This is a genomic window from Sessilibacter corallicola (genome assembly GCF_021290925.1).
Classification (GTDB): domain Bacteria; phylum Pseudomonadota; class Gammaproteobacteria; order Pseudomonadales; family Cellvibrionaceae; genus Sessilibacter; species Sessilibacter corallicola.
This window is the reverse complement of sequence record NZ_JAJSLX010000002.1, coordinates 100,928-125,428: the sequence shown is the minus strand read 5'-3', so window position 1 is coordinate 125,428 and position 24,501 is coordinate 100,928. Positions and strand designations below refer to the sequence as shown.

The 24,501-nt window shown below is 46.3% G+C and carries 22 protein-coding genes; 6 read left to right on the top strand and 16 right to left on the bottom strand.

Translation table 11 applies throughout. The annotated features are described in order from the left end of the window. Positions 1-2: 2 nt before the first annotated feature. The 10 genes from LU361_RS07890 to LU361_RS07840 all read right to left on the bottom strand — a co-directional run bounded on the left by LU361_RS07890 (position 3) and on the right by LU361_RS07840 (position 10,200). Complete coding sequence (locus tag LU361_RS07890) at positions 3-1,187, bottom strand: D-alanyl-D-alanine carboxypeptidase family protein (protein ID WP_434064660.1); 1,185 nt, start codon at positions 1,185-1,187, stop codon at positions 3-5. 101 nt (positions 1,188-1,288) lie between these two features. Continuing rightward, a complete protein-coding gene (locus LU361_RS20125) occupies positions 1,289-2,221 on the bottom strand; it encodes a septal ring lytic transglycosylase RlpA family protein (RefSeq protein ID WP_286206460.1) in 933 nt (310 codons plus the stop codon). 6 nt (positions 2,222-2,227) lie between these two features. After that, entirely contained in the window at positions 2,228-3,229 is a 1,002-nt protein-coding gene (gene mltB / locus LU361_RS07875; RefSeq protein WP_434064672.1) for a lytic murein transglycosylase B, read from the bottom strand. Positions 3,230-3,311: 82 nt separating this feature from the next. Next, positions 3,312-4,460, bottom strand: a complete 1,149-nt coding sequence (rodA, locus tag LU361_RS07870) for a rod shape-determining protein RodA (protein ID WP_233088309.1) — start codon at positions 4,458-4,460, stop codon at positions 3,312-3,314. Then, on the bottom strand, positions 4,447-6,381 hold the full coding sequence (mrdA, locus tag LU361_RS07865) for a penicillin-binding protein 2 (RefSeq protein WP_233088308.1): 1,935 nt from the start codon (positions 6,379-6,381) through the stop codon (positions 4,447-4,449). The genes rodA and mrdA overlap by 14 nt, the downstream gene beginning before the upstream one ends. Before the next feature lie 103 nt (positions 6,382-6,484). Next, positions 6,485-6,952, bottom strand: coding sequence for a 23S rRNA (pseudouridine(1915)-N(3))-methyltransferase RlmH (rlmH, locus tag LU361_RS07860; protein ID WP_233088307.1), 468 nt, complete (start codon positions 6,950-6,952; stop codon positions 6,485-6,487). Positions 6,953-6,963: 11 nt separating this feature from the next. Beyond that, complete coding sequence (gene rsfS / locus LU361_RS07855; protein ID WP_233088306.1) at positions 6,964-7,344, bottom strand: ribosome silencing factor; 381 nt, start codon at positions 7,342-7,344, stop codon at positions 6,964-6,966. A gap of 187 nt (positions 7,345-7,531) precedes the next feature. Then, positions 7,532-8,164 carry a nicotinate-nucleotide adenylyltransferase gene (nadD, locus tag LU361_RS07850; RefSeq protein WP_233088305.1) on the bottom strand — a complete coding sequence of 211 codons (633 nt, stop codon included), beginning with the start codon at positions 8,162-8,164 and terminating at the stop codon, positions 7,532-7,534. A 54-nt stretch (positions 8,165-8,218) separates the two neighbouring features. Further along, complete coding sequence (locus LU361_RS07845) at positions 8,219-9,472, bottom strand: glutamate-5-semialdehyde dehydrogenase (RefSeq protein ID WP_233088304.1); 1,254 nt, start codon at positions 9,470-9,472, stop codon at positions 8,219-8,221. Between the two features lie 146 nt (positions 9,473-9,618). Then, positions 9,619-10,200, bottom strand: coding sequence for an LON peptidase substrate-binding domain-containing protein (locus LU361_RS07840; protein WP_233088303.1), 582 nt, complete (start codon positions 10,198-10,200; stop codon positions 9,619-9,621). A 465-nt stretch (positions 10,201-10,665) separates the two neighbouring features. Here LU361_RS07840 and LU361_RS07835 point away from each other — a divergent pair, with 465 nt between their 5' ends. Genes LU361_RS07835 through LU361_RS07825 form a run of 3 tightly spaced genes read left to right on the top strand, consistent with a single transcriptional unit; the run spans position 10,666 to position 13,131 of the window. After that, positions 10,666-11,031: a hypothetical protein gene (locus LU361_RS07835; protein WP_233088302.1), complete on the top strand. Its 366-nt coding sequence runs from the start codon at positions 10,666-10,668 to the stop codon at positions 11,029-11,031. 12 nt (positions 11,032-11,043) lie between these two features. Further along, positions 11,044-11,724 carry a response regulator transcription factor gene (locus LU361_RS07830; protein WP_233088301.1) on the top strand — a complete coding sequence of 227 codons (681 nt, stop codon included), beginning with the start codon at positions 11,044-11,046 and terminating at the stop codon, positions 11,722-11,724. Between the two features lie 42 nt (positions 11,725-11,766). Beyond that, positions 11,767-13,131 (top strand): ATP-binding protein, encoded by a 1,365-nt coding sequence (locus tag LU361_RS07825; protein WP_233088300.1) that lies wholly within the window; start codon positions 11,767-11,769, stop codon positions 13,129-13,131. Here LU361_RS07825 and LU361_RS07820 read toward each other — a convergent pair. From LU361_RS07820 to LU361_RS07810, 3 genes are all read right to left on the bottom strand, one after another. Further along, entirely contained in the window at positions 13,103-14,692 is a 1,590-nt protein-coding gene (locus LU361_RS07820) for a cation:proton antiporter family protein (RefSeq protein ID WP_233088299.1), read from the bottom strand. The two genes, LU361_RS07825 and LU361_RS07820, sit on opposite strands and share 29 nt — an antisense overlap. 36 nt (positions 14,693-14,728) lie before the next feature. Next, complete coding sequence (locus LU361_RS07815; RefSeq protein ID WP_233088298.1) at positions 14,729-17,317, bottom strand: efflux RND transporter permease subunit; 2,589 nt, start codon at positions 17,315-17,317, stop codon at positions 14,729-14,731. 795 nt (positions 17,318-18,112) lie between these two features. Next, on the bottom strand, positions 18,113-18,400 hold the full coding sequence (locus LU361_RS07810) for an Rdx family protein (RefSeq protein ID WP_233088297.1): 288 nt from the start codon (positions 18,398-18,400) through the stop codon (positions 18,113-18,115). Positions 18,401-18,677: 277 nt separating this feature from the next. On the opposite strand from LU361_RS07810, the gene LU361_RS07805 reads away from it, so the two are divergent. Then, positions 18,678-19,004, top strand: coding sequence for an FHA domain-containing protein (locus LU361_RS07805; RefSeq protein ID WP_233088296.1), 327 nt, complete (start codon positions 18,678-18,680; stop codon positions 19,002-19,004). Between the two features lie 2 nt (positions 19,005-19,006). On the opposite strand, the gene LU361_RS07800 is transcribed toward LU361_RS07805, so the two are convergent. Together LU361_RS07800 and mpl are read right to left on the bottom strand one after the other, a co-directional pair. Beyond that, positions 19,007-19,618: a flavin prenyltransferase UbiX gene (locus tag LU361_RS07800; RefSeq protein ID WP_233088295.1), complete on the bottom strand. Its 612-nt coding sequence runs from the start codon at positions 19,616-19,618 to the stop codon at positions 19,007-19,009. Between the two features lie 19 nt (positions 19,619-19,637). Then, positions 19,638-20,990: a UDP-N-acetylmuramate:L-alanyl-gamma-D-glutamyl-meso-diaminopimelate ligase gene (gene mpl, locus LU361_RS07795; RefSeq protein WP_233088294.1), complete on the bottom strand. Its 1,353-nt coding sequence runs from the start codon at positions 20,988-20,990 to the stop codon at positions 19,638-19,640. Positions 20,991-21,627: 637 nt separating this feature from the next. Between mpl and LU361_RS07790 the strand changes: the two genes are divergently transcribed. Further along, positions 21,628-22,635 (top strand): class 1 fructose-bisphosphatase, encoded by a 1,008-nt coding sequence (locus LU361_RS07790; RefSeq protein ID WP_233088293.1) that lies wholly within the window; start codon positions 21,628-21,630, stop codon positions 22,633-22,635. Position 22,636: 1 nt separating this feature from the next. On the opposite strand, the gene LU361_RS07785 is transcribed toward LU361_RS07790, so the two are convergent. Continuing rightward, positions 22,637-23,008, bottom strand: coding sequence for an ArsR/SmtB family transcription factor (locus LU361_RS07785; protein ID WP_233088292.1), 372 nt, complete (start codon positions 23,006-23,008; stop codon positions 22,637-22,639). A gap of 266 nt (positions 23,009-23,274) precedes the next feature. Between LU361_RS07785 and ppa the strand changes: the two genes are divergently transcribed. Beyond that, positions 23,275-23,808 (top strand): inorganic diphosphatase, encoded by a 534-nt coding sequence (ppa, locus tag LU361_RS07780; RefSeq protein WP_233088291.1) that lies wholly within the window; start codon positions 23,275-23,277, stop codon positions 23,806-23,808. The last annotated feature ends 693 nt before the right edge of the window (positions 23,809-24,501 follow it).

Here is a 24,501-nt window from a genome sequence, read left to right as displayed (position 1 = left end):
GATCAGCTGGAAAATAAGTTTACAAAGAACAATTTTAAACTGTCCCACAGCCGAGCGAAAAATCCAGCCTCAGACACGGCTTTTTCAGCCACTAAAGGTTTGCGTGCGATAACCTCGCCATCCAACGTTAATGTAACTTCGCCAAGTTGCTGAAACTGCTCCACCGGAGCTTTGATGGTGTCGTCCATGGTAATTTCGGCTTTTACGTTTTTGCCTGCACCACGAGGAATCGTCATCAATACATCTTCGTTGACCACAAGATTGAGCTGATTGTCTTGCCCGCCCCATACGCGTGTGTTTGCCAAGACTTCATTCAGTGAATACTGCTTGTGAGTTTCGTAGTAACGGAAGCCGTGGGCCAACAGTTTTTGGGATTCATCGGCGCGAGAATTTTCAGAGCGAGTTCCCATAACCACCGAAATCAATCGCATGTCTCCACGAACCGCAGATGCAACCAAGCAGTAACCGGCTTCATTGGTATGGCCGGTTTTAATGCCATCAACGGATTTGTCACGGAATAATAGTTTGTTACGGTTTGACTGGGTTTTCGGTTCTTCACCCGGCGCGCCGTAAGTAAACTCTTTCTCTGAATAAATTTCGTAGTGTTCTGGGTGATCATTGATGAGCGCACGCGCTAGCAACGACAAATCCCAAGCGGTAGTGAAATGTCCCTCAGCAGGCCAACCGGTGGAGTTTTGAAACTGAGTATTGGTCATTCCAAGTAATGCCGCTTGTTGATTCATGATATCCACAAACGCTTCTTCACTACCGGCAATGTACTCCGCCAACGCCACAGTGGCGTCGTTGCCAGATTGAATAATGACACCGCGCAACAAATCTTCTACCGAAACCTCAGTACCTTCGCGCACGAACATTCGCGAGCCACCCATTTTCCAAGCGCGAACACTAACAGGCACCATATCGGTCATATTGATATGACCGCGCTCTACTTCGCCAGAGAAAATATAACTGCTCATAATTTTCGTTAGACTTGCAGGCGGCAAAGGCTCGTTCGCGTTGTTTTCTACCAACACCTCCCCGGTTGCTGCATCAATCAACAGATAACTGCTGGCGGCAAGCTGCGGCGGAGCAGGAATAATAATCTGCTGGGCAATGGCTTGATTGCCATGAGCAAGAAGCAAAAGAAAAGTCGCTGGCACGAACAAGCGTTTAAAAAATGTAAGCATAGGAAATTAAGGTATTGTCTGTGTAATCAATCGGGAATTGTCGAGAAATCGTTATCTCTGGGTTGTGTGTTGGCTAAGCCTGTTCTGGTTGAAAACCACCATTAATCATAAACCAAATGGTGGCTGTTCAAATTACCTTTGGCGAGTAACGCTCGAATACTGCTTAGCTGGAGACTGTCTAGTATTGGGCCTATTCGCACGCGATACAAGCTCCCGTTTTGATCGGGCTTTTGTACCAAAACCGAAGCGCCGGTCAGTGCTGTTACTTGACGGCGATGATTTTCAGCCGCGTTGTGGGAAGAAAACGCGCCAACTTGAAGATAGGTGTTCTCGGGCAAATTGTGCCCTTCTGCGTTTTTAGGCGATGGCGCTGGCGGCTCACCAGAAGTGGCCAATACCGGAGCCGGAGTTTGAACGTTACCAGCGTTTTTACGCTGCCACTGCTGCGGGTCGATAGCAACAACCTTAACCTTTGCCGTTCCGGCGTCAACAAAGCCTAACTTTTTCGCGGCCGTGTAGGTAAGGTCGATGATTCTGTTGCCGTGAAAGGGACCGCGGTCGTTGACACGAACAATGATCGATCGACCATTGGCAACGTTGGTCACCTCAACGTAAGACGGAATCGGCAAACTCTTGTGCGCGGCGGTCATTCCGTACATATCGTAGATTTCACCGTTTGCCGTTGCATGACCGTGAAACTTTTTACCGTACCAACTGGCGTAACCGGTTTCTTTATAACCTTTGGCAGACGGCAACACGTGGTAAGTACGGCCCGCAATTTTATAGGGGCTTTTGTTACCTGCTCGCCTAATTTCTTCGACCTTTGGAACCGCATTGGGAATGTGGTCCACCGAATAAGATTGGTCTGGGCCACTGTCGTGACGCTGGCTGTAGCGACCTTCATTTTCTGTTGGCGGCGCAGGTTTTGTCTTAGATTCTTTTTCTTCGGTGTATGGGCTGTGAACACATCCGCCTAACACGCCCGCGATCAACGCCGGAACGACGACCTGTTTGAGAGTTCTTGTGAGCTTCATTACTCGTTATCGCCCGCTTACGTGCCGTTTTTTGATCTCTTGCGATAATTGATACACCGCCATTGCGTACATGGTGCTGCGGTTGTATCGAGTAATCACGTAGAAATTGTGCAAACCCATCCAATACTCATCGCCGTGAGCACCATCGAGTTTAAACACACGTGCCAGGGTTTGTTCTGAATGCTCAGAAAGTGGCGAATACCCAGCGGCTACAATATCGGAAATACTGCGTTTCGGCTTAAGGCCATCTTCTAGAAATTCACTGTTAAAACTGTCTTTGATTCGAACCCGCTCCGTCACCGGCTGATCCGCTTTCCAACCGTGGCGAACAAAATAATTCGCTACCGAGCCAATGGCGTCGGTTGGATTTTTCCAAATATCAATAAATTCGTCGCCGTCAAAATCTTTGGCGTAGGCTCGATAACTCGATGGCATAAATTGGCCATAACCCATTGCACCGGCGTAAGAACCTTTCAAATCTAGTGGCGATTTTTGTTGCTCGCGCGACAGTAACAAAAACTCTTTTAGTTCTTTTCTGAAAAACGGCGCTCTCGGCGGATAATCAAACGCGAGTGTCGACAAAGAATCGATAACGCGATATCCGCCCGTTTGTTTTCCGTAGCGAGTTTCTACGCCAATAATGGCAACAATAACCTCAGCCGGAACACCGAATTCTTTTTCTGCACGGGCTAAGTCATCGGCGTGAGTGTTCCAAAACTCGATCCCAAGCTTAACTCTTGAATCAGTGACAAAGATTTTTCGATAATCTTTCCAAGGTTTGGTTTTTTCAGCCGGACGCGAAATCGCTTTTAGGATTGAGTCTTTGCGCTGTGCCTGGCCAATCCATTGATTCAAATCGGATTTTTTAAATTCATGTTCATTGACCATTTCGTCAATAAACTCTTGAGCTAAAGGATGTTTTGAATAATCACCGGCGTAAGCTGTACCACCAAAGCAGCCGATAGCAACGGCCAAAGCGAGTCTCTTCAGTGACAGAGTGGAATTAATCACGAATCCCCCATTTCCTAATGTAAATTTATGAGTTTCCATTTTCTTTGGCGTATTATCGAACGCGTTTTCTGAGCCTGTTTTAGTCAAGGCTGACGCGACGCTCTTCGGTAGCCACAGCCATCAGCAGCCCAAAGCCCATCATAAGAGTCAGCAGCGACGTGCCACCATGACTGATAAATGGCAAAGGCACACCAACCACCGGAAGCAAACCAGAAACCATTCCGATATTAACAAAGATATAAACAAACAACGTAAAAGTAATACTGCCTGCCACTAAACGGCCAAAGGTTTTTTGTGACGAAGCAGCGATCATTAACCCTCGGGTCAGCACCAATACGTAGAGTCCGATCAAGCACAAAACGCCTTCTAAACCGAATTCTTCGGCCAACACAGCAATAATAAAATCTGTGTGACTCTCTGGTAGAAAGTCCAATTGCGATTGAGTTCCTTTCAACCAGCCTTTTCCAGAAATTCCGCCTGAACCAATCGCTGTTTTTGATTGAATGATGTTCCAACCCGCACCTAATTTATCAGCTTCTGGATTTAATAACGTTAACACCCGAGTACGTTGATAATCGTGCAACATAAAATGCCACGCCGGCCACGCGCTCGCCACCACCAATCCTAACGCAGAAAAGATGTAACTCCACGGTAAGCCTGCCATAAAGAGCACAATCAAACCGGACATAGCAATCAATAATGAGGTGCCCAAATCGGGTTGTCTTAAAATTAAGAAGCTCGGCAGTATGACAATCACAAGGCTGACAAAAATGTATTTAAATTTTGGCGGTAACATTCGCCGCGATAAATACGACGCAATCGTCAGCGGCATCGCAATTTTTAACACTTCTGATGGCTGGAACCGGAAACCGCCAATTTCCAACCAGCGCTGTGCCCCTTTAGCACCAACCCCCATAAAAAGTACGGCAACTAATAAACCAATACCAATTAAATACAGCACCCAACTCCAGCGCATTAAAAACGATAAGTTGACTTGGGCGATGGTGAACATTAATACGTAACCCATCGCAAAAAATATTGCCTGGCGTTTCACGTAATAAAATTCAGCGCCACCGGCACTGTAAAGCACGACCAAACCAAAAGCGGTCAGTGCCAGCAATAACAGCAATAGAGGAAGATCAATGTGAAGTCGCGTCCAGATATTTTCTTGGCGCTGAAAATCAAGAGCGGCGCTGGGTAATCGCCGTAAAAAGTCAGCCGTTGACACTGTGCTCTCCAACCGCTGTTGTTGATGTATTTACGGGTGAACTCTTATTTTGTTCCGATTGCGCTTGAAGCGTTTGTCCCTGCAATCGAATTTGCTCTTGCTCAAGATAGGTTTCAATCACTTTTCTAACCACAGGAGCTGCCTCAGACGAGCCACCTTCGCCATTTTCAACAATCACAGCAACCGCAATTTTGGGCGCATCCAATGGTGCAAAGCCAACAAACAACGCGTGATCTCGGTTGCGCTCGGACAGCTTTTCACTTTCATACTCGGCATCTTGAGCGATACCCACAACCTGAGCCGTACCGGATTTGCCCGCCATTTCAAACGACATGTTGCGCCCAACCTTGTAAGCGGTGCCGCGCGGGTGATGCATTACTTCTTTCATGGCATTGAAAATATACGACCAATGACCGTCAGAGACGTCCATAAGAATGTTGGACTCTTCGATATCTAGCACTAAATTCTGAGCGATTCGAGGTTGCACTTTTCGACCGCGATTGGCCAGTGTGGCAGTCATTGCTGCCAGCTGCAGCGGTGTTGTTAGAGTGGCGCCCTGGCCGATACCCACATTTAAAGTGTCGCCTGGAAACCACGGTAATCCGCGGTGATTTCGTTTCCATTCTCGAGAAGGCCAAATCCCTTTTCTTTCACTGGGTAAATCAATACCGGTGTAATCACCCAATCCAAATTGATAACCAAACTCATACAATCGATCAATGCCGGTTTTGTAGGCTAAATCGTAATAGTAGGTATCACAGGATTCTCGAATCGCTGCGTTCATATCGACGCGGCCGTGACCTGTGCGTTTCCAATCTCGATATTTACGTTCTTCACCATCGAGCTGATAAAAACCGGGATCGTAGATTGCAACATGTGGATCGAGAATACCGTAATACAAACTGCTCAAGGCAATCATTGGCTTCACTGTCGAGCCCGGTGGGTATTCCCCTTGAATAGCACGGTTAAACAGCGGCAAATCCCGCGATTGTGTCAGGCGGTTATAGTCTTTGTGGCTGATACCGGTAACAAATAGGTTGGGGTCGTAACTGGGGGAACTCACCATCGCCAGTACACCGCCGGTTTCTACTTCGAGGGCAACGATAGCACCGCGTCGGCCTTTTAATGCCGCCAAACCCGCCTTTTGCACTTCGCTATCAAAATACAAATGTAGATTTTCGCCCGGTTTTGGCGGTGTTTGCTCAAGCACACGCAAAACCCGACCACGGGCGTTTGTTTCTACGTTTTCATAACCCACTTCGCCGAGCAGTGTTTTTTCGTATTGGCGCTCTAAGCCAATTTTTCCGATGGTGTAAGTGCCACTGTATTGTTGATATTCATCTTCATCGAAGCGATTCAATTCGCGCTCGTTAATTCGGCCAACGTAACCCACGGTGTGTGCGTACAAATCCGCAAGCGGATAATGGCGAACCAATTGCGCTTCTACTTCCACGCCTTCAAGGCGATATTCATTCACCGCAATACGGGCAATTTCTTCGGGTGTTAATCGATAGCGAAGGGGAACCGCTTCAAAGGGACGGCGACGCTGTTTTAAACGGGAATGAAATTTCTCGACGTCGTTTTCGCTGAATTCAATAAATTCGGACAACACCGCCAGGGTTTCGTCGAGACTTTTCACCCGCTCTTTCACCACACTTAATGTGTAACTCGGGCGATTGTCTGCCAATAAAATTCCGTTGCGGTCGTAGATTAAGCCACGCGTGGGGGGAAGCGGACGAACGTGTACACGGTTGCGCTCAGATTGCGTTACGTAATTGGCATAGTGCACAACTTGTAAATTATAAAATCGAACCACCAACAACCCGAGCAAGAGCAACATAACCACGGCGATAAACACCAAGCGGTGGCGAAAGATTCTCGTCTCGCGAAAATGGTCTTTGAGGGTTTGCTGCTCACTCATTAATGTTTAACGTATTGGCTTTAAAGTTAACTTAATCTTAAATTTCCAAATTAGCCAAACTTGCGTTTAAAAATTGGAAAAATGCACACCACCCTTTTTTAGCTTATTTATGGTAAGGGTGATTATTTAATATTGTCTCGGCTCGATACAGCTGCTCGATTAAAACTACACGCACAATTGGGTGCGGTAATGTTAACGCAGATAAAGACCATTTCTGTTGAGCGCGGTTCAAACACTCTGGTGCTAAACCGTCTGGCCCGCCAATTAAAAAGCTTAAATTAGCGCCGTTCATTTTCCAGCGCTCAAGCTCTTGCGATAAATTCTCGGTCGACCATTTTTTGCCGTTGAGGTCGAGCGCAATAACCCAGTCTTTGTCATCGATAGCAGCCATCATTTTCTTGCCTTCATCGGCAATGGCCGAAGCGCTACTTTGATTTTTGCCTCGATTACCCAAGGGTAATTCTCGAACCTCAACACTGATTTCTCTCGGTAACCGTTTGTGGTATTCAGCAAAGCCCGATTCCACCCACGCTGGCATTTTGGTGCCAACGGCAATTATACGAATTCTCATAGCGAAGAAATCTACTCAGGCGCACTTCCGTCGTTCGGTACCGATTCAATACGGTTTTTCGGTGCCATTGACCACAGTTTCTCTAGGTCGTAAAAATCTCGCGTCGAAGGCATCATGACGTGTAACACTAAATCACCGAAATCAACCAACACCCACTCACCCTGGCTTTCACCTTCCATGCCTAGCGGTTGAAAACCCGCAGCTTTTGCTTCGGATGAAACATGCTGTGCGAGGGATTTAACATGGCGATTAGACGTACCACTGGCAATCACGAGGGTGTCCATTACATCGGTTAAATCCGTTACATTGAGTTCAACAACATCTTTTGCTTTTAAATCACTCAGTGCGTTAAGCACCAATTCTTTTACTTCTTGTGGAGTAAGTTCTGACATTCATCCTCTCTGGTTTCGCATAACGCGATAATTTGTGGTTTTTCGTTATTATCAATTGCAACGCTTGCAATCATTAATTTTAGACTTATAGAGCGCCACTGGATACTAAAAGCGTCGTCAATTTTCAGCCGTGATTTTTTGTCGCAAAGACTTAGAACGCTAAAAAAGGCGAGCAATTCTTCAAAGACTATCGATACAAATTATTTTTTTGAATAAACGACCATACAGAATCCGGCAATAAAAATTGCGGGGATTCGCCTTGGCTAATTTGCTGTCGAATTTCAGTGGACGATATTGGCAGCATCGACAATTGAATGAGATGGATACCACCACTGGGGTTTTCACGCAGATCGTTGAGACTCGCCGCCGACGACTCCAACAGAGCCGATACCGACTCTGGAAACACCTTATTTACGCCAGGGCGCATGATTACAACAAGGTTGGCGAGATCCAAAAATTCCGCCCACCGATACCAGCGATCAAAACTGGCAAACGAGTCGGCTCCCATCACCAAGCAAAGCGATACCTGAGAACCTAATTCGGCTCTTATCGAATGCAAGGTATCGAAAGTAAACGAAGGCCCGTCTCGGTCCAATTCCCTTGAATCAATCGCTAATTCGGGGCAATTCGACAACGCCAATTGCAACATCTGCAAGCGAACGTGCGGACCTCGCATCGGCGGTTGTTTATGAGGGGGAATTGCCGCTGGCATTAAACATAATTCGTCCATACCAACGGCTTGCTTAACTTCTAATGCCAAACGCAAATGCGCGTTGTGGATTGGATCGAAGGTGCCACCAAAGATACCCACCAGTTTCACAGCGGGCACCTCAATGATTGACCCAAATTTGCAGAAATTTCAGCTTAAGTGCGATCACACTCGGATGTGTCCATCACCAAAGACAATCCATTTTTGGGACGTTAATCCTTCCAAACCAACAGGACCACGCGCGTGGATTTTATCGGTAGAAATACCAATTTCCGCACCGAGACCGTACTCAAAACCATCGGCAAATCGAGTCGAGGCGTTGATCATCACGGAGCTGGAATCCACTTGAGCAATGAAACGGCGGGCTCGGGTGTAATCTTCTGTCACGATAGTCTCGGTATGCTGAGAACTGTATTGATCGATATGATCCATTGCACCTTGCATGTCGTCGACCAAACGAATGGACAAAATTGGCGCGAGATATTCTGTCGCCCAATCTTCATCGGTTGCAGATAAACACTCGATAACTTCTTGAGTTCGCGCACAACCGCGCAGCTCAACGCCTTTTTCACCATACGCTTGGGCTAGGCGAGGCAATACTTGGGGAGCGATATCTTTGTGAACAAGCAATGTCTCCATGGCATTACAAACGCCATAGCGATGAGTTTTAGCGTTCAAAGCAATATTAAAGGCTTTCTCAAGATCCGCTTTGTCATCAATATAAACATGACAAATACCGTCTAAATGCTTTATTACCGCAACTTTTGCGTCATTGCTGATGCGCTCGATGAGTCCTTTGCCGCCGCGAGGAACAATGACATCAACGTACTCAGGCATTGTAATCAACTGACCGACGGCTTCGCGATCGGTGGTCGAGACCACCTGAACAACACCCTCGGGCAGACCGGCAGTGTTCAAACCCGACTGAATGCATTTCGCAATAGCTTGGTTCGAATACAACGCTTCTTTACCACCGCGTAAAATTGTTGCGTTGCCTGATTTCAAGCATAAGCTGGCGGCATCGATAGTCACGTTGGGTCGAGATTCGTAAATAATCCCTACTACGCCCAAAGGCACTCGCATTTTGCCAACCTGGATACCGCTGGGCAGATAACGCATATCGGTCACTTCACCGCAGGGATCGGGTAATCCGGCAATCTGAGTCAAACCTTCAATCATGCCGTCGATACGGCTGTCGGTCAGTTCTAAACGATCAATCAGTGCCGCGTCTAAACCCGCTTCACGCCCCAAGGTCAAATCCTGTTCGTTGGCCGCTTTTAGCTCAACACGAGAAGCATTTAAGGCATCAGCACTGGCAAGCAAGGCAGTATTCTTGGATTCGGTTGTCGCGGAAGAAATAACACGCGCCGCCGCACGAGCAGAGCGACCAAGCTCCGTCATATAATCTTTTATATTCATAAATGTCCCAAATTTAGTCGCTAGATCTGAGCGTATAAACGCACTTGTACAATACTTTTGCCGGCAATTGCGTCGGTGGAACCGACCATTTTAGCGAAATTTCACTCATTTCGCGAACTTCACTGAGCTCACTAATACAGCCACAATTAATCCTGACCAAGGCGATCAATGATATCCGCAAGCGCTTCCAATCGCTCCACAGGCGCCTGCATTTTCAGCAAATCCACCTGCTGCGCTCGATTGATGGGCAGCAACATAGACAGAAACCAACCCAGTTGTCTGGCGCTGATTGCTTTCGGCAAATTTAGAATTTGCACCTGGGGATGATCACACAAGGTGTCGTACATTTCGTTCAAGCCGTCAAATTCACTGGGAATAGAATCGTCGGCCTCTTCGGGCAGATACTCTACTTCTGACTGCATCAATTGATCGTCTTCGAGGGAGGTTTTCAGCACTTTGAATTTTCTGCCACCGGCCACCTTAATGTTTAGCAGGCCGTTTTCTCCCTGACTCCAATCGACAATCTCGGCGTGCACACCGATATCGTAGATCATCGCGACCTGACCCACTTCATGGCCGTCCCTTATAGGAACAACGCCGAAACCAACATTGTTCTTCAAGCAATCTTTGATTAGTCGAAGATAACGCTGCTCGAAAATCTGGAGCGGCAACACCATTTCTGGCACCAATAACGTATTCAACGGAAACAACGGCAAGTTTTCAGACATGGCATTCATCTAATGTTTATCGTAAATGGTCAAGAATTTGATCGTTAGAGGCTGAGAAAATAACTCATGATCGGGTAATCGGGAAATTATTCGAGGTTAGATCTGGCCAAAACCCAGAAAATCGCTTGATTGAGCGTATTATTTCAGTCGCTATTCAGAATGTCTAAGCTAGACTGCAACCTTGCTGGAGTCTTTAGGGGCCTCTGGCAACAGTTACCCAAACCTGAACATCACACTGAGTTTTCCCTGAGTTATTGAAGTAGCTCCTGCAAGGTGAATCAAAGACATCAATTGCACGAATTACCGCTAATTTAGGATAGGTTTTATGATGAACGCTGTTACACTTAACATCACCGTAAAATTAGCCTTGCCACTGAAATCATGGGCATTCTGTGGCAAAACATTCACCGCAATAGACGGAATTCTGTTTTGATCAACCCGCTTTGCATTTATTGGTTCCGGAATATGAAATCGGCGTTCATGCTGGTCGTTACCGTGATTCTCTTAACCACTCACATTGGTGCAACAGCCAACCCTTTGCCGCGTCCGTTCCCGTTCGAAATAGCGGCGGCCAAAGACGACAAAGGCCCAAGCTTTCCTCGCCCCGGATTTGAAAACTCAAATCAGAAGGACAATCGCAAATCGCTGCATTCTGGCGCCGGAGCCCAACGTGGAATCGATTCACGCGAAGCGGCAAGAATCGCCAAAAAACACATTGGCGGTAAAGTGCTGAAAGTCAGACCGTCCAGTAACGGTCACCGAGTAAAAATCTTGCTTCCCTCAGGCAAAGTCACCTATATCAATGTCAGCCCCGACGGCAAAATACAATAAGGTAGAGTTAACGTGCGTTTATTAATTGTCGAAGACGAAGTAAAACTCAATGAACAACTGTGCGCTTATTTAAAGTCTGAAGGCTACGTCACTGACAGCGCTTTCGATGGTCAAGAAGGGCTGTATCTGGGTGAAGAACACCCCTACGATCTCGCTATCATCGATATCGGCCTACCCCAAATCGACGGCATTGAGGTGATCAAAAAACTGCGCGAAAAGGGCAAGAAATTCCCAATCTTAATTCTCACTGCACGCGACAGCTGGCAGGACAAAGTTGGCGGCTTGGAAGCCGGTGCCGACGATTACCTGGTTAAACCCTTCCACAACGAAGAATTACGCGCCCGAGCCAACGCTTTAATACGCCGATCCAACGGTCACGCAAGCCCATTACTTCACTTTGGCCCGCTCACATTAGATACCGCAGCAAAAGTGGTGAAGCTCAAAGAAGAAGCCCTCGAACTGACCAGCTTTGAATACAACACTTTTGAATATCTGGTGCAGAACGTTGGCAAAGTAATCTCGAAAACCGAACTGACAGAGCACCTGTACGATCAAGACTTTGATCGCGACAGCAATACCATTGAAGTTTTTGTTGGACGTTTACGTAAGAAGATCGATCCCGACGGCTCTCTCAAACCCATCACCACCATTCGCGGCCAAGGCTACCGTTTTAATTTAGAAGCTGACGCCTAAATTGATAGGCACCCAATCACTAGGTGCCTTCACGAATTCGTGATGATAAAACGCTTATTTCGACACCTATTCCAAAGCTTAAGTGGCCGACTGATCTTGGCCTCGGTGATTCTATTGCCGATGATTTTAGCGGTCACTGCAACCGCTTTGGATCGCGCCTTTGCTCAAAGCCAGCAAGTCGCCGAAACAGAACGCTTAAGAACTCAAATTTATTTGTTGTTAGGCGCGGCGGAAATTATCGGTGAGGAAATTTGGCTGCCCGATCAGTTGCAAGAACCGCGCTTTAATCAGCCCGAATCGGGACTTTACGCGCGCGTCCTTGAAGGCAGCAACACCGTTTGGCAATCGCCCTCGGCCATGATGGCAGAATTACCCAACCCGCTCGGCCCGCCGCTTACGGCCGGACAAGAACAGTTCTCAGAGATTTTAATCAATTCAAATTTAGCCCATACCTTGAGCTTCGATGTTGTCTGGGACACCGAGCTCGGCTTCGAAAAAACCTATCGATTTGAGGTCTATCACGATCAAGCACCCCTGTTGGCAGAAAAGAAAAGCTATCGACGACAGTTGCAGCAATGGTTGGGATTGATGGCAATTGCGTTGGTGGTGGTGTTATGGCTCATTCAAAAGTGGGGATTACAGCCTTTATCGGCGTTAGCGCAAGATTTAAAACGCGTCGAAACCGGAGAATCACTGCGTTTAGATACCGATTACCCTTCCGAGATTCAACCGGTGATCACCAACTTAAACCGTGTACTAGAAACTGAACGCGCTCAACGGGATCGCTATAGAAACACACTGTCTGATCTGGCGCACAGTTTAAAAACGCCATTGGCCGTGATTCGCGGAAGTCTGAGCCAAGACAGCAGCTCCAATGTGATCAACGAGCAAGTCTCGCGCATGGATGAAATTGTCCGCCATCAACTCCAACGAGCAGTCACACAGACGGCTCCAGTGATGGGCAACAAAGGTGAGTCGGTGGCTGAGGCCTGCGAACGTTTGGCCAATGCATTGGGTAAAGTCTATCGCGAGAAAAACGTCAGCTTTGATTTCAATATCGGCAAGCAGTGCCTTTTTCACGGCGATGCGTCTGATTTACTCGAACTTTTGGGAAACCTGCTCGATAACGCCTGCAAATATGGCGACGGAAAGGTCAAGGTCTCAGGTGAAGTTGACAAGAAAACGCTCATCATCACCATTGAAGACAATGGCCCCGGTGTTACCCACAAACACCGAGGAACCATTTTAAAACGCGGCGCCCGAGCCGACACCGTCGAATCCGGCCAGGGCATCGGCCTCGCGGTTGTTGTCGATATCGTCAGCAGCTACAACGGCAGCTTAGACATCAATGACTCCACCTTGGGCGGCGCCGCCTTTGTTATTGAGCTGCCAGTCGCTCAAGCTTAACGTCAGAATCAATTAAGTGCGCACATTCTGCCGCAAAGCCCGCCCCAACTTCGGCGTAGTAGTTAAACACAACGTCAGCGCCCAGTTTTAACAGCTCTTTGCGTTCGTCATCGTAGCGCGCAACCGCAGCAATTCGACCTTTGAACTTCGATTCGCGCAACTGAAAAATAATGTTCTTCATTTCACGAATGGAAGGAATCGCCAACATCACGAGTTGAACGTCGCCCGCATCTAACTGTTCCCAGAAATCAATGTCGTCCGCATCACCCAAAACAACGTTACGCCCTTTTTCTTGCAGCGCTTGCGCGCGTTCTGGATCAATCTCTACACACCAAACTTTTTCGTGCATATGAGGTTGCAAGGCTTTGTATGCACCGGTTCCAACCCGGCCCATTCCACAAATCAACACCTCTGCGCCGTAGGGCTGTTGATAACCGTGAAGGCTTTTGGCCGAGGAGCGCTCGAATTTACAAATAAAGTGTTTGTACTTGGCGTACAAGCTGTGTGCGCGCCGATAAATAAACGAGCTGGTGACAAACGAGATGGATACAGCCAGCGCAATCATCACCAATTGGCTCTCAGGTAACCAGCCTTTATCCACGCCTTGGCTGGCGACAATCAGACCAAACTCACTGAAATTTGCCAGCGCCAAGGCACTCAAAAATGCGGTCCTCGCCCTTAGTTTAAAGGCGATAAACAGACCAAAGAACATGGCAAATTTAAGCGGCAACAGCGCGACCATTAAGATTGCCCAACCCAGTAATTCCCACGTTGGTAACGCGCTAAAGCCAATGTTTAGGAAGAAACCAACCAAGAATAAATCTTTTAGGCTCATCAACGATTTATAGAGCTCGGTCGATTTTGGCAAACCAGCGACAACCATTCCGAGAATTAACGCGCCCAAATCACCTTTCACATCGGTAATGTGGAACAACTCATAACCGCCGAGAGCGATAAAGAAGCCCACCAATACCAGCAACTCCCCGTGGCCGCAGCGAGTCAATAACTTGGCAAATAACGGTCGAGCTAAAATCAAAAGAGGCAGTGCCAGCGCCCAGTAGCTCGGAGTTTTCCCGGTTGCGAATACCAAGAACAACACCGCGAGAATGTCTTGAATAACCAAAACACCGATGGACAAGTCACCGTGGCGGCTTTTCAGTTCGGCACTGTCTTCAAGAGTTTTCATCACACACACGGTGCTGCTGAAACTGAAAGCAAAGCTGACGAGAAGGATTAGAATCCAGTTTCCTTCGGCAAACGGAAACAGCCAAACCATCAAAAAGCCGCCAATTGCCAGCAGTAGGCACCAAATCGATGAGTGAACGGTGGTGCCGCCCCAAACCTCGGGGCGAGCGAGATTACGCAGATTCAGCTTTAAGCCGATGGTGAATAGCATTAGGGTAATGCCCAGATCGGCCAGTTCAGTAATGCCCGCAAACGGCTCAATACTGAAAGCATTCAGACCAAACCCAGCGAGCAAATACCCAACTAATGGTGGCAATCCAAGCTGTCTAGCGCCGAAGCCAAAGGCAAAAGCGACGCATATCCACAAAAAATCCATAGAAATCTGCCCTAATCTCTCAAATCTAGGGAGAGTTTATGTGGCAGAGGCGGCTCGCGCAAAGGGCTTTACGACTAAAATTAATTTAGGCAGCAGTGTTAATGCCCCCAAAATGGCCGCAAGCATAGCCGCGCCGGTCAATAATCCAAACAAAATTGAAGGAATAAACTCCGACAACGCCAACACAGAAAAGCCAACAATGATGGTCACTGAGGTGTAATACATCGCGCTACCGATCGACGCATGCGAGCGATGCATAGCAGCGATGTAATCGCCATCGATCTGATATTCGCGGTTAAATCTGTGTATGTAGTGAATGGTGTCGTCGACACCGATACCGATGGTGATTGCAGCGATGGTAATGGTCATCATGTCCAGAGAAATACCGGCCAGACCCATTCCACCCAAAATCACGAGTGCTGCGAGCATATTTGGAATGATTGCCACAACAGCGATCAGCAGGGAGCGGAACAAAATCATAAACATCACCATGATGGCCAAGAAAACCGCCCCCAAGGTTAATATTTGCGATTGAAACAAGCTTTTCAGCATGTTGTTGTACAACACCAAGCCGCCGGTAAAGTGAATTTGTTCTGGCTTGAAGCCCAAAGTGTTCACCATCTCTGCCTGTACTTTATCGATGAATGTTAATCGACGCAGATCGGGATCAGTCTCTTTAACACGCAACGTCACTCGGGCCTGGTTAATTTCAGCATCCAAGTAAGGATTTACCAAAATGCCTTCGATTTCATCAGGCAAGCCGTTTTTCAGAACGGCCAATTCAAAGTCATTGAGCGAACCGCCGTTGATATCTTCGGCAACTTCGTAAAGCGTGGCTAAGGAATCCACACGCCCAACTTCATCAAGGCTGTTGAGATAATTTTGTAACGACTGCAACTCTCGCAAACCGGCAATGGTGAACCAATAACTGTTCGCTGGTTGTGATTTGGGATTATGTTCAGAAAACGGGTCTACCTCGGCGAAGGGATCTTCTTCCACCAAGGGGCCATGAAACTCAAATGGATCGGGTTCGTCGAACGGATCGGCCTCAGCAAAAGGGTCTTCTTCTGGAGACGCTTCACTGGCACCTCCGGCAATCAAACGAGCAACTTCCGGATCGACATCCAAAATAATGTCTAGATTGATCGTGCCACCTAAATTCTGATCGATGACCTTCATGCCTTGGTAGATTTCAGTATCTGATCGGAAGTAGTCGATAAAGCGGTTATCAACTTGCAGCTGACTGACACCAATACCACCCAAGCCAAGTGCTATCAGCGCAAACACTAATACCAACGAGCCTTTGCGCTCGGTAAAGCGCGAAAAAATTAACGTGATGGGTTGATCGGTTGCTTTATCTTCTTGAGCTTTGCCTGGCGATAACAACATCAATCCCGCTGGTAAAACCACAAACACAAGCACGAAACTGACTAACAACCCGATGGTCATCATCCAACCAAAATCGATAACCGGGCGAATTCCGCTAACAACCAATGACATAAACGCAACGATCGTGGTGAGCGTTGTGTATAGACACGGCTTAAACATAAATTTTGTGGTTGCTAACACAAGCTCTGCTTGTGACCACGTAGGGTTTTGCGCGTGATATTCCCGATAACGCACTACCAAGTGAATGGTAATTGCCAGCGATACAATCAACAGCAGTGCCACGAAATTTGTCGAGATCACGGTTAATCGCCAATCCACCCAACTCAAAAAGCCGAGCATAATAACCACGGACAATACCGACGTTGCCAGCGGTAAAACGACAAAGCGAATACGGCGGAAAATGACCGCTAATAACGCTATGATGAAAACAACAATCGCCGAACCAAACACGACTAAGTCGTTTTGGATAAATCGGATCATGTCGGAGGTGATCATGGTGACACCGCCAACAAAAATCTCTGCATCGCCTTTGTATTTCTCAGCAATGTCTCTGACCGATTGCACGCGAACGCGCGAACGCTGCGCGGCTTGCGTGCTGTACTCTAAAAATTCTGCGCTTACTTTTTCGAGTTCAAGAGATTCTTCTGGCGACAAACCCAATTGCTTTCTCTTAAGGCGCAACGCATCGCGAGCACGGACCAGTTCAATAAATTTTTCATCCACTTCAAGCGACAGCGCAATAACCGTTGTTTGCTCGTCTGGACCGAGAATTAAATTCTTGTAAATGGGGCTCGTTAAAAATTCTTGTCTTGCAGAATTAAAGTTGACGTCATTGGTTTCAAGCGTGCGCAACCCTTGATTAATTTGAGTGAGATTTTGCAGCGGGCTATACAGAAGAGGAACATCGAGAATACTGAGAGCATTCGCAACGCCTTCAATCTCTTTAAGTTCATCTCTCAACTTTTTGAGATTATCGAGAGAGTTCGCTTGAAACAGTTCATCGTGCGGGCGATAAGTAACAACCAATAAATCACCGGTACCGTAGCGTTTGATAATTTCACGGTAATAATCCAGGTCTCTATCGGCTTCTAATGTCAAAGCGTCAGCGGATGCATCCAATTTAAAATTGGGTAATCCTGCGGCCATTACCGCCGCAATCAAAAATACGATCACCAACGCCAGCTTCGGACGCTCGATCACTAATCCACGATAAAAACTTAAAAATCTGTCACTCATACTCTTGCTATTGCTCTTTTTCGAGAAATCGACAGCCGCCAACTGCCTGGCAGACGAAGTTTTTCAACTCTCTGCTGATTATTAAATCATCCTAAGGATTTGCAGATGAAACAGAGCCTAATGCGCTCTTTAATACATTTTTGGCGAGCAGCTCTTTTGCTGGTCTTGGCTGCTTTCTTTGACATCGGCATGAACTCAATACAAATCCTGAGTTTGCGCCGCTATGTATGAATGCCTGCCAGAAGTGACGGCATTGTTAATTCCCTACAGAATGTTGTGCTTTACATTGATGGCGTTCACCGCAAAACACACACTGCTAAAAGAAATTTAGGTGGTTAGTTTACTCACTCAAAAACACCCAAAGCAACCCGACTTAAGGTAGAAAACAAAGTGTTTACGATGATTCCCAAGTCGGAATAGACTACTTTAACGTTACTGAAAGCGGTATTGTACCGAATGTTAGGTATGTATATCCACGCTACTTATAGACAGGCTTTTATAAATTTTCTATCGGCTCAATGTCAGTTTCTAATTTGGCACTTGTTTCATCAGTGCGCCAACACCCTCTAAACACTCACTAAAGTAGCAGCAACAAAGTCATTTTTTCTTGCATTGCCGTTGTATCGGACTTTGCATCAACCGTGAAAGCGCCCACCAATAAAACCTTAGAAAAAATAAGGCCTAAACACCCACACGATGCCTCACAGCAATAAGTAAGACCCGCAAATAAACCTTTTACGGACTCTAAAACCTAGAAACTGAACGCAAGCATAACCAACTGTAGAAAGGGTTTATCTATGCGACGGGCTTATCGGAATGGCCCAAGCTCATGTCAGGATCGATAATGTCGCGAACTTTCTGCTTTAGCACTTTAATATCTGGGAAACCGCCATCGCGTTTTCTTTCCCAAATCAAATGATCATCAACAGTAATTTCAAACACACCGCCCGTGCCCGGTGACAGAGTTACCCCTTCGAGTTGAGATTCAAATGTGGTCAATAGCTCTTGCGCTAACCACGCTGAACGCAACATCCAACGACATCCCGTGCAGTAGACAATTTTTACCGAGCAACGATGACTCAAACTAAGGCTCCATGAAATTTAAACATTTTGAGCAACATCTTCAGAGAAGAGTAGGCAATGATACCTATTCGTAAGCGAGTAAGCACTTATGACTGAGTTCAAACAAGCGGTGTGATTGTGTATTCAAAACGAAAAAAAGCGAGATAAATTATCCCAACAACTCACTAGCAATTAAGACAACCAATGCTTTAATGATACCCAGCAAAAGAGGTATGAAGTAACGCAAAGCATTGGAAGGTAATCAATCCGTTATACAACCATTGTGGAGATCGTGACTGTGCCATCTGTGAAAGAGAATCTGAGCCAATGGTCGTTAGTAGCTAACGACAGCTGGATAAAAGGCCAACGTTTTCAGCTTGCAAAAGGCGCACAAACCATTGGCCGAAGTACCGACGCAACCCTGACATTTCCAAGTAAACACCTATCAAGACTGCACGCAGAAATCACCGTTTCTGAGGATTTTCTATTTGTCACCGATTTAAAATCGGCCAACGGCACATTCGTCAACGGTAAACTGATTAATTCTGCGAAGATTAAACCCGGCGATCACATTCGATTCGATCAGTTTTCATTTGTAGTTGAAGGACCGCAAAATCACGCCTGAAACTAATTTCCCCAACGGGGCATGATCGACTGAGGCACGTCCAACTGATCGAGAATTCTGCCGACAATAAAATCAATCAAATCGTTAATAGACTGCGGCTGGTGATAAAAACCCGGCGCCGCAGGCAAAATCACCACACCGAGTTTGCTCAGTTTCAACAAATTTTCCAGATGAATCGCTGACAGCGGTGTTTCTCTTGGCACGATAATAAGCTTGCGGTTTTCCTTCAGAATCACATCGGCCGCGCGCTCAATTAGGTTGTTACTCGCACCGTGAGCAATGGCTGAAACCGTGCCACCGCTGGCCGGACAGATCACCATTTCGGTTGGCGCCGCCGAACCCGAAGCCACATGAGAAAACCAATCTTCTCGGCCATACAGTTTTAATTGGCCATCGCCAATCCAGAAGTGATTTTGCAAAAACTGTTGTTGGGCGGCGATGCCCCACTCTTCTCCAGGTAACGCAAGTCCAGTCTCTTCTCGAATAACAATTTCACCCGCTTTCGAAATCAACAGCGACACTTCGCAACCCGCCGCTAGCAAACACTCCACTAATCGCAGCGCGTATTGCGCGCCCGATGCACCAGTAATGGCAACAGTAACTCGTTTTGTCATGGTTTCAGTTATGCACTTTTTAATTAATGTTTTTCAGGCGATCAACCAAACGTTGGTGAATACCACCGAAGCCGCCGTTACTCATAATGACAATATGGCTTTCGCCATCAATCAGACGAATGCTGTGTTCGATGATTTCATCGATCGACGCGCACCGTTTTGCTGGGATAGGACTCGAATGGACCACGTCCTCCAGTATGTGTGGATCGCCATCGCCTTGATACCAAAGCGCGGTATCTGCTGCCATACTGGAAGCCGCCAATTCGTGTTTGTGGAACCCGGATTTCATCGTGTTGGAACGCAATTCAATAACGGCAATGATTCGTCCGCTCCCGACACGGGCTCGAAGACCGGCCAAAGTAGTCTCAATTGCCGTTGGGTGATGGGCAAAATCGTCGTAAATAGAAACGTGGTCTAGCTCGGCAATTTTTTCCATGCGCCGCTTAACCCCTTTAAATTCACTCAGGGCTTGGCAAGCGGTGGTGATGTCTACACCTACCGATCTCGCCGCAGCAATGGCAGCCAATCCGTTCATGACATTGTGATTACCATTCAACGACCAACACACGTTGCCGCAAGGTTGATTGCGAAAATCGACGGTGAATTCATCGCCACTGGCACTCACATTCAACGCTTTCCAATCATCATTCAGAGTTTGCTGATCACTCCAGCAACCGCGTTCAATCACCGGCTCAATATTGTCGTTGTTCGCGGGGTAAATGATTGTCCCGTCGCCTGCGACAGTACGCACCAAATGATGAAATTGGTTTTGTATGGCAACGATATCGGGAAAAATATCAGCGTGATCAAATTCCAAATTATTGATCACCAAAGTTTTCGGTCGATAGTGAACGAACTTCGAGCGCTTATCAAAAAAGGCACTGTCGTACTCGTCGGCTTCAACCACAAAAAAATCACTTTTCCCCAGTCGCGCCGACTGAGAAAAATTGCCGGGCACACCGCCAATTAAAAAACCGGGCTCAAATCCGGCGTATTCAAGAATCCAGGCCAACATCGAAGAGGTTGTGGTTTTTCCGTGAGTGCCCGAAACCGCCAACACCCATTTATTGGTTAATAGATGATCACACAGCCATTGGGGGCCAGAGGTGTAGGGAATGTTCCGATTTAGCACGTATTCAACAGCGGGATTGCCGCGACTCATTGCGTTGCCAATAATCACCAAATCTGGAGTTGGATTAAATTGCTCCAGCCCAAAGCCTTCGAACATTTCAATGCCCGCAGATTCCAACTGGGTGCTCATTGGTGGATAAACATTGGCGTCGCAACCACTCACTCGATGGCCCAACGCTTTTGCCAACTGGGCAAGGCTGCCCATAAACGTTCCGCAAATCCCTAGAATGTGAATATGCACAGCAACACAATCTCCGTTCTCATCAGTCAATTACCTCGGCATTCGCGCCTTTAGCAACACAAGTATTTTTCTAATGCCATGAAGTCTTGGAAAAATAGACGTGACATTTTTCTGTTTTTTTCTCAATATCAGATACGACAATCTACGCTAAATTAACCACACCTTCTTTTGAGCTGACCACAGACAATATTTTAATTTTACCAATCGCGGCAGCTTAACACGCAGGCTTGGTTTGCCGCGAACAACCCAGTTGTTATAATGTACAAACGCAATCAAAAGTAGCTAATTGATAAGTAACACGTTGGTTTCTTCTGTAACTGACACTCCAAATTCACTTTTTACAATCTAGCGACTGCTGATTTTCAGCTCTAGACTTATGCTTTGTGGATAACTGTCTCGATTAAGTTGAATTTTCGGACTGACGATTCAACTTTTGATGAATCATTATTATTTCAAAAATTATTCGTTTTTGATTAGGTTTTCATCTCAGCGAATAATTCATACAAATCACTCAATGAACCCATAATCATTGTTTCAAATTATACATTGCTTGAACCATTGCAAGGACGTGCCCAGAGCCGTATCAGCTTTGGCAAAACAATCAAACCATCGTGGTTGTATTAACAGGAGTTAGAGGATGCCCGCCGCCACAGTTACTCAACTTTTAAAAGATCAAAAAACCGATCCAGAATTAATCTCTGTGATCAACGTTATTACCGCTTGCTGCCAAGAAATTGCTGAGCAATTGCGTCTAGGCGCATTAACAGGAATTTTAGGAGCAACGGTAGAAACCAATGTTCAAGGCGAGACCCAAAAACAATTGGATGTTATTGCCAACGATATTTTAAAAGAGAAATTACTCGCTCTCCCGCTGATTGCAGGTATCGCCTCAGAAGAAGAAGATCTACCCGTCGCTGGCAACAAAGACGGTCGTTTTTTGGTGTTATTCGATCCCCTAGATGGTTCTTCGAATATCGACGTGAATGTTTCTGTCGGCACTATTTTCTCAATTCTTGAAGTGCCAGAGGATTGTCATGGTGGGGAAGAAAAAGCCTACCTACAAAGTGGCAGAAAACAATTGGCCGCAGGTTACGCGCTTTATGGTCCAGCCGCGACCTTAACCTTATCCACAGGTAAAGGTGTCCAACAATTCTCGTTGGATAACCAGGGCAGCTTTTTGTTGACGCAAGCAGAGATGTCCATTCCCCAAGACACCAAAGAATTTGCCATTAATATGTCAAATCAACGTTTTTGGCAGCCACAAATGCAAGCCTACATTGGGGAATTAGTGGCCGGGAAAGACGGTTCACGCGGTAAAAACTTCAACATGCGCTGGATTGCATCGATGGTTGCAGATGTCCATCGAGTGCTCACTCGCGGCGGCATATTTACCTACCCTTGGGATAATCGAGATGCTGACAAGCCGGGCAAACTTCGCTTGATGTATGAAGGCAACCCTATGAGCTTTCTAGTGGAGCAGGCAGGTGGCTTAGCAACCACCTGTTTTGGCAACATCTTAGATATTCAACCGCAGAAAATTCACCAACGTGTCTCTGTTGCACTCGGATCTAAAAACGAGATCGAAGTGTTGCTACAAGCACATCAAACCGCAGCTGACTCGCAAGCTGCGAGCCTAAACAAGTAGGTTACGCTGAAAGATTAGTAATCTCTGCTGGCACTGGTCGCTCGGGCAATCGGTCGCCGGCATTGATAACATTTTCAGCAAAAAAGTTTTGCGAAATACAATCAAGCAGCGCGCGGGTTCGATTGTCGGATAACCGATAGTAAATACGTTGCGCATCCCGACGGGTTGAAACGATTTTTTCTTCGCGAAGCTTCGCCAAGTGTTGTGACAACGCTGACTGACTTAAGCGTGCTACAGACTCTAAATCCCCAGCAGAGCGTTCGCCATTCATTAAGTTACACAATACCGCTAAGCGTCCTTTGTGTGCTAAAAGCTTGAGCAAACGCTCAGCTTGTGGAGTTTTGCTGTCGAGTGGATCGATTTCGATCGCCATAAGAATATCCTTCACTTACTGTCTGATGTATCACTTTTCATAAGCTTAGCGAAGTTATACGCATACGCCAGAAATCCACTGGTAAATGCTTACTCAACCCTTTTGAACGCGATAAATGCTTGAATTAGAAAATTAAATATTTCAGGTGAAACCTGCTCATCATTAAACCCAACTTAGGTTTAATGGTTCGCAAACCTGAATATGATAAAATCCAAGTTTCGGGCAAATGCCTGTGATAAATACTTCACACACTAACGGAAATTGCTATGAGTTTTGAAAAAGTCCCAGCCGGCAAAAGTCTGCCTGACGATATCAATGTAATTATCGAAATCCCAATGAACAGCGATCCAATCAAATACGAAATCGACAAAGACAGCGACGCTATCTTCGTTGACCGTATGCTTGGCACCGCTATGCACTACCCGTGCAACTACGGTTATGTACCACATACCCTTTGTGGCGACGGCGACCCTGTGGACGTTCTAGTATTAATGCCTTTACCAGTATTGACCGGTTCAGTGATCCGCTGCCGTCCAATTGGTGTGTTGAAAATGACCGATGAGTCAGGTGAAGACGCAAAAGTATTGGCTGTTCCATACGAAAAAATCACGCCTTTGTACAAAGACGTAAAAACTGTATCAGACGTTCCACAACTGACTCTTGATCAAATTGCACACTTCTTTGAGCACTACAAAGATCTTGAGCCTGGCAAGTGGGTAAAAGTTGACGGTTGGGGCGACGTTGAAGAAGCGCGCAAAGAAATCGTTGATTCTGTTGAGCGTTACAACAGCTCTAAATAGTTTTATTGATATCGAGGCGGTAGCAACCGCTTCGATATTAGCTCGATCTTTGAGCACACATTACCAAAGCTTATAAGTGTTCAAAAACCTATCCCTTCTAATTACACTTCTAACAACCAAACTCCCTTATTTGTTAAACATAATGCCAGTTTTTTCTAATCAAGCGCGCATTAAATGACGTCAAACCGTTTTTAAGAACAATTTTTTATAACCAATATTTTTGATTAATCGATTACAAATTAACCATAGTTCTCGAGTAAAACTCCCGCTCGGAAAAATCACCCCAAAAACTCGATAATATTCAGAGTAATACCACTATCTCAGGCACAGTTGTTGAAAAATACCCCCTAAAAACCAACACAAATATTGAAAAACAATCCAAAATTTTGCCGCTTGCCCTCATAAGAAATCAATCTAAAACGCCATTATTAAACTACTGCGCATTTACGGAAACTCCCCCATACTAACCAATACACGGCGATAAATTTACGCGGCTTTTTTGTAGGGACAAACAAAAAGAGAACACAACATCAGCACAGGTTTATTAGCCAACCGTCAATTAATGAGTAGAGTACAAAAACGATAAATTAAATAAATAATAAATTAGATAAAACCACAATAGGTTTACGTTTGGTCTGATATATGAGGACAAAGTGCCATGGTTAGGTTAAATAACAAGGAATACACCACATC

Bases quoted from the DNA above. Each gene is read 5' to 3' on its own strand.
- LU361_RS07825 (WP_233088300.1), top strand. From the start codon at position 11,767: ATGATAAAACGCTTATTTCGACACCTATTCCAAAGCTTAAGTGGCCGA.
- LU361_RS07800 (WP_233088295.1), bottom strand. From the start codon at position 19,618: ATGACAAAACGAGTTACTGTTGCCATTACTGGTGCATCGGGCGCGCAA.
- LU361_RS07820 (WP_233088299.1), bottom strand. From the start codon at position 14,692: ATGGATTTTTTGTGGATATGCGTCGCTTTTGCCTTTGGCTTCGGCGCT.
- rlmH (WP_233088307.1), bottom strand. From the start codon at position 6,952: ATGAGAATTCGTATAATTGCCGTTGGCACCAAAATGCCAGCGTGGGTG.
- LU361_RS07890 (WP_434064660.1), bottom strand. From the start codon at position 1,187: ATGCTTACATTTTTTAAACGCTTGTTCGTGCCAGCGACTTTTCTTTTG.
- rsfS (WP_233088306.1), bottom strand. From the start codon at position 7,344: ATGTCAGAACTTACTCCACAAGAAGTAAAAGAATTGGTGCTTAACGCA.
- LU361_RS07815 (WP_233088298.1), bottom strand. From the start codon at position 17,317: ATGAGTGACAGATTTTTAAGTTTTTATCGTGGATTAGTGATCGAGCGT.
- mrdA (WP_233088308.1), bottom strand. From the start codon at position 6,381: ATGAGTGAGCAGCAAACCCTCAAAGACCATTTTCGCGAGACGAGAATC.
- LU361_RS07835 (WP_233088302.1), top strand. From the start codon at position 10,666: ATGAAATCGGCGTTCATGCTGGTCGTTACCGTGATTCTCTTAACCACT.
- LU361_RS07845 (WP_233088304.1), bottom strand. From the start codon at position 9,472: ATGAATATAAAAGATTATATGACGGAGCTTGGTCGCTCTGCTCGTGCG.
- LU361_RS07785 (WP_233088292.1), bottom strand. From the start codon at position 23,008: ATGGCGATCGAAATCGATCCACTCGACAGCAAAACTCCACAAGCTGAG.
- LU361_RS20125 (WP_286206460.1), bottom strand. From the start codon at position 2,221: ATGAAGCTCACAAGAACTCTCAAACAGGTCGTCGTTCCGGCGTTGATC.
- ppa (WP_233088291.1), top strand. From the start codon at position 23,275: ATGAGTTTTGAAAAAGTCCCAGCCGGCAAAAGTCTGCCTGACGATATC.
- LU361_RS07790 (WP_233088293.1), top strand. From the start codon at position 21,628: ATGCCCGCCGCCACAGTTACTCAACTTTTAAAAGATCAAAAAACCGAT.
- LU361_RS07840 (WP_233088303.1), bottom strand. From the start codon at position 10,200: ATGTCTGAAAACTTGCCGTTGTTTCCGTTGAATACGTTATTGGTGCCA.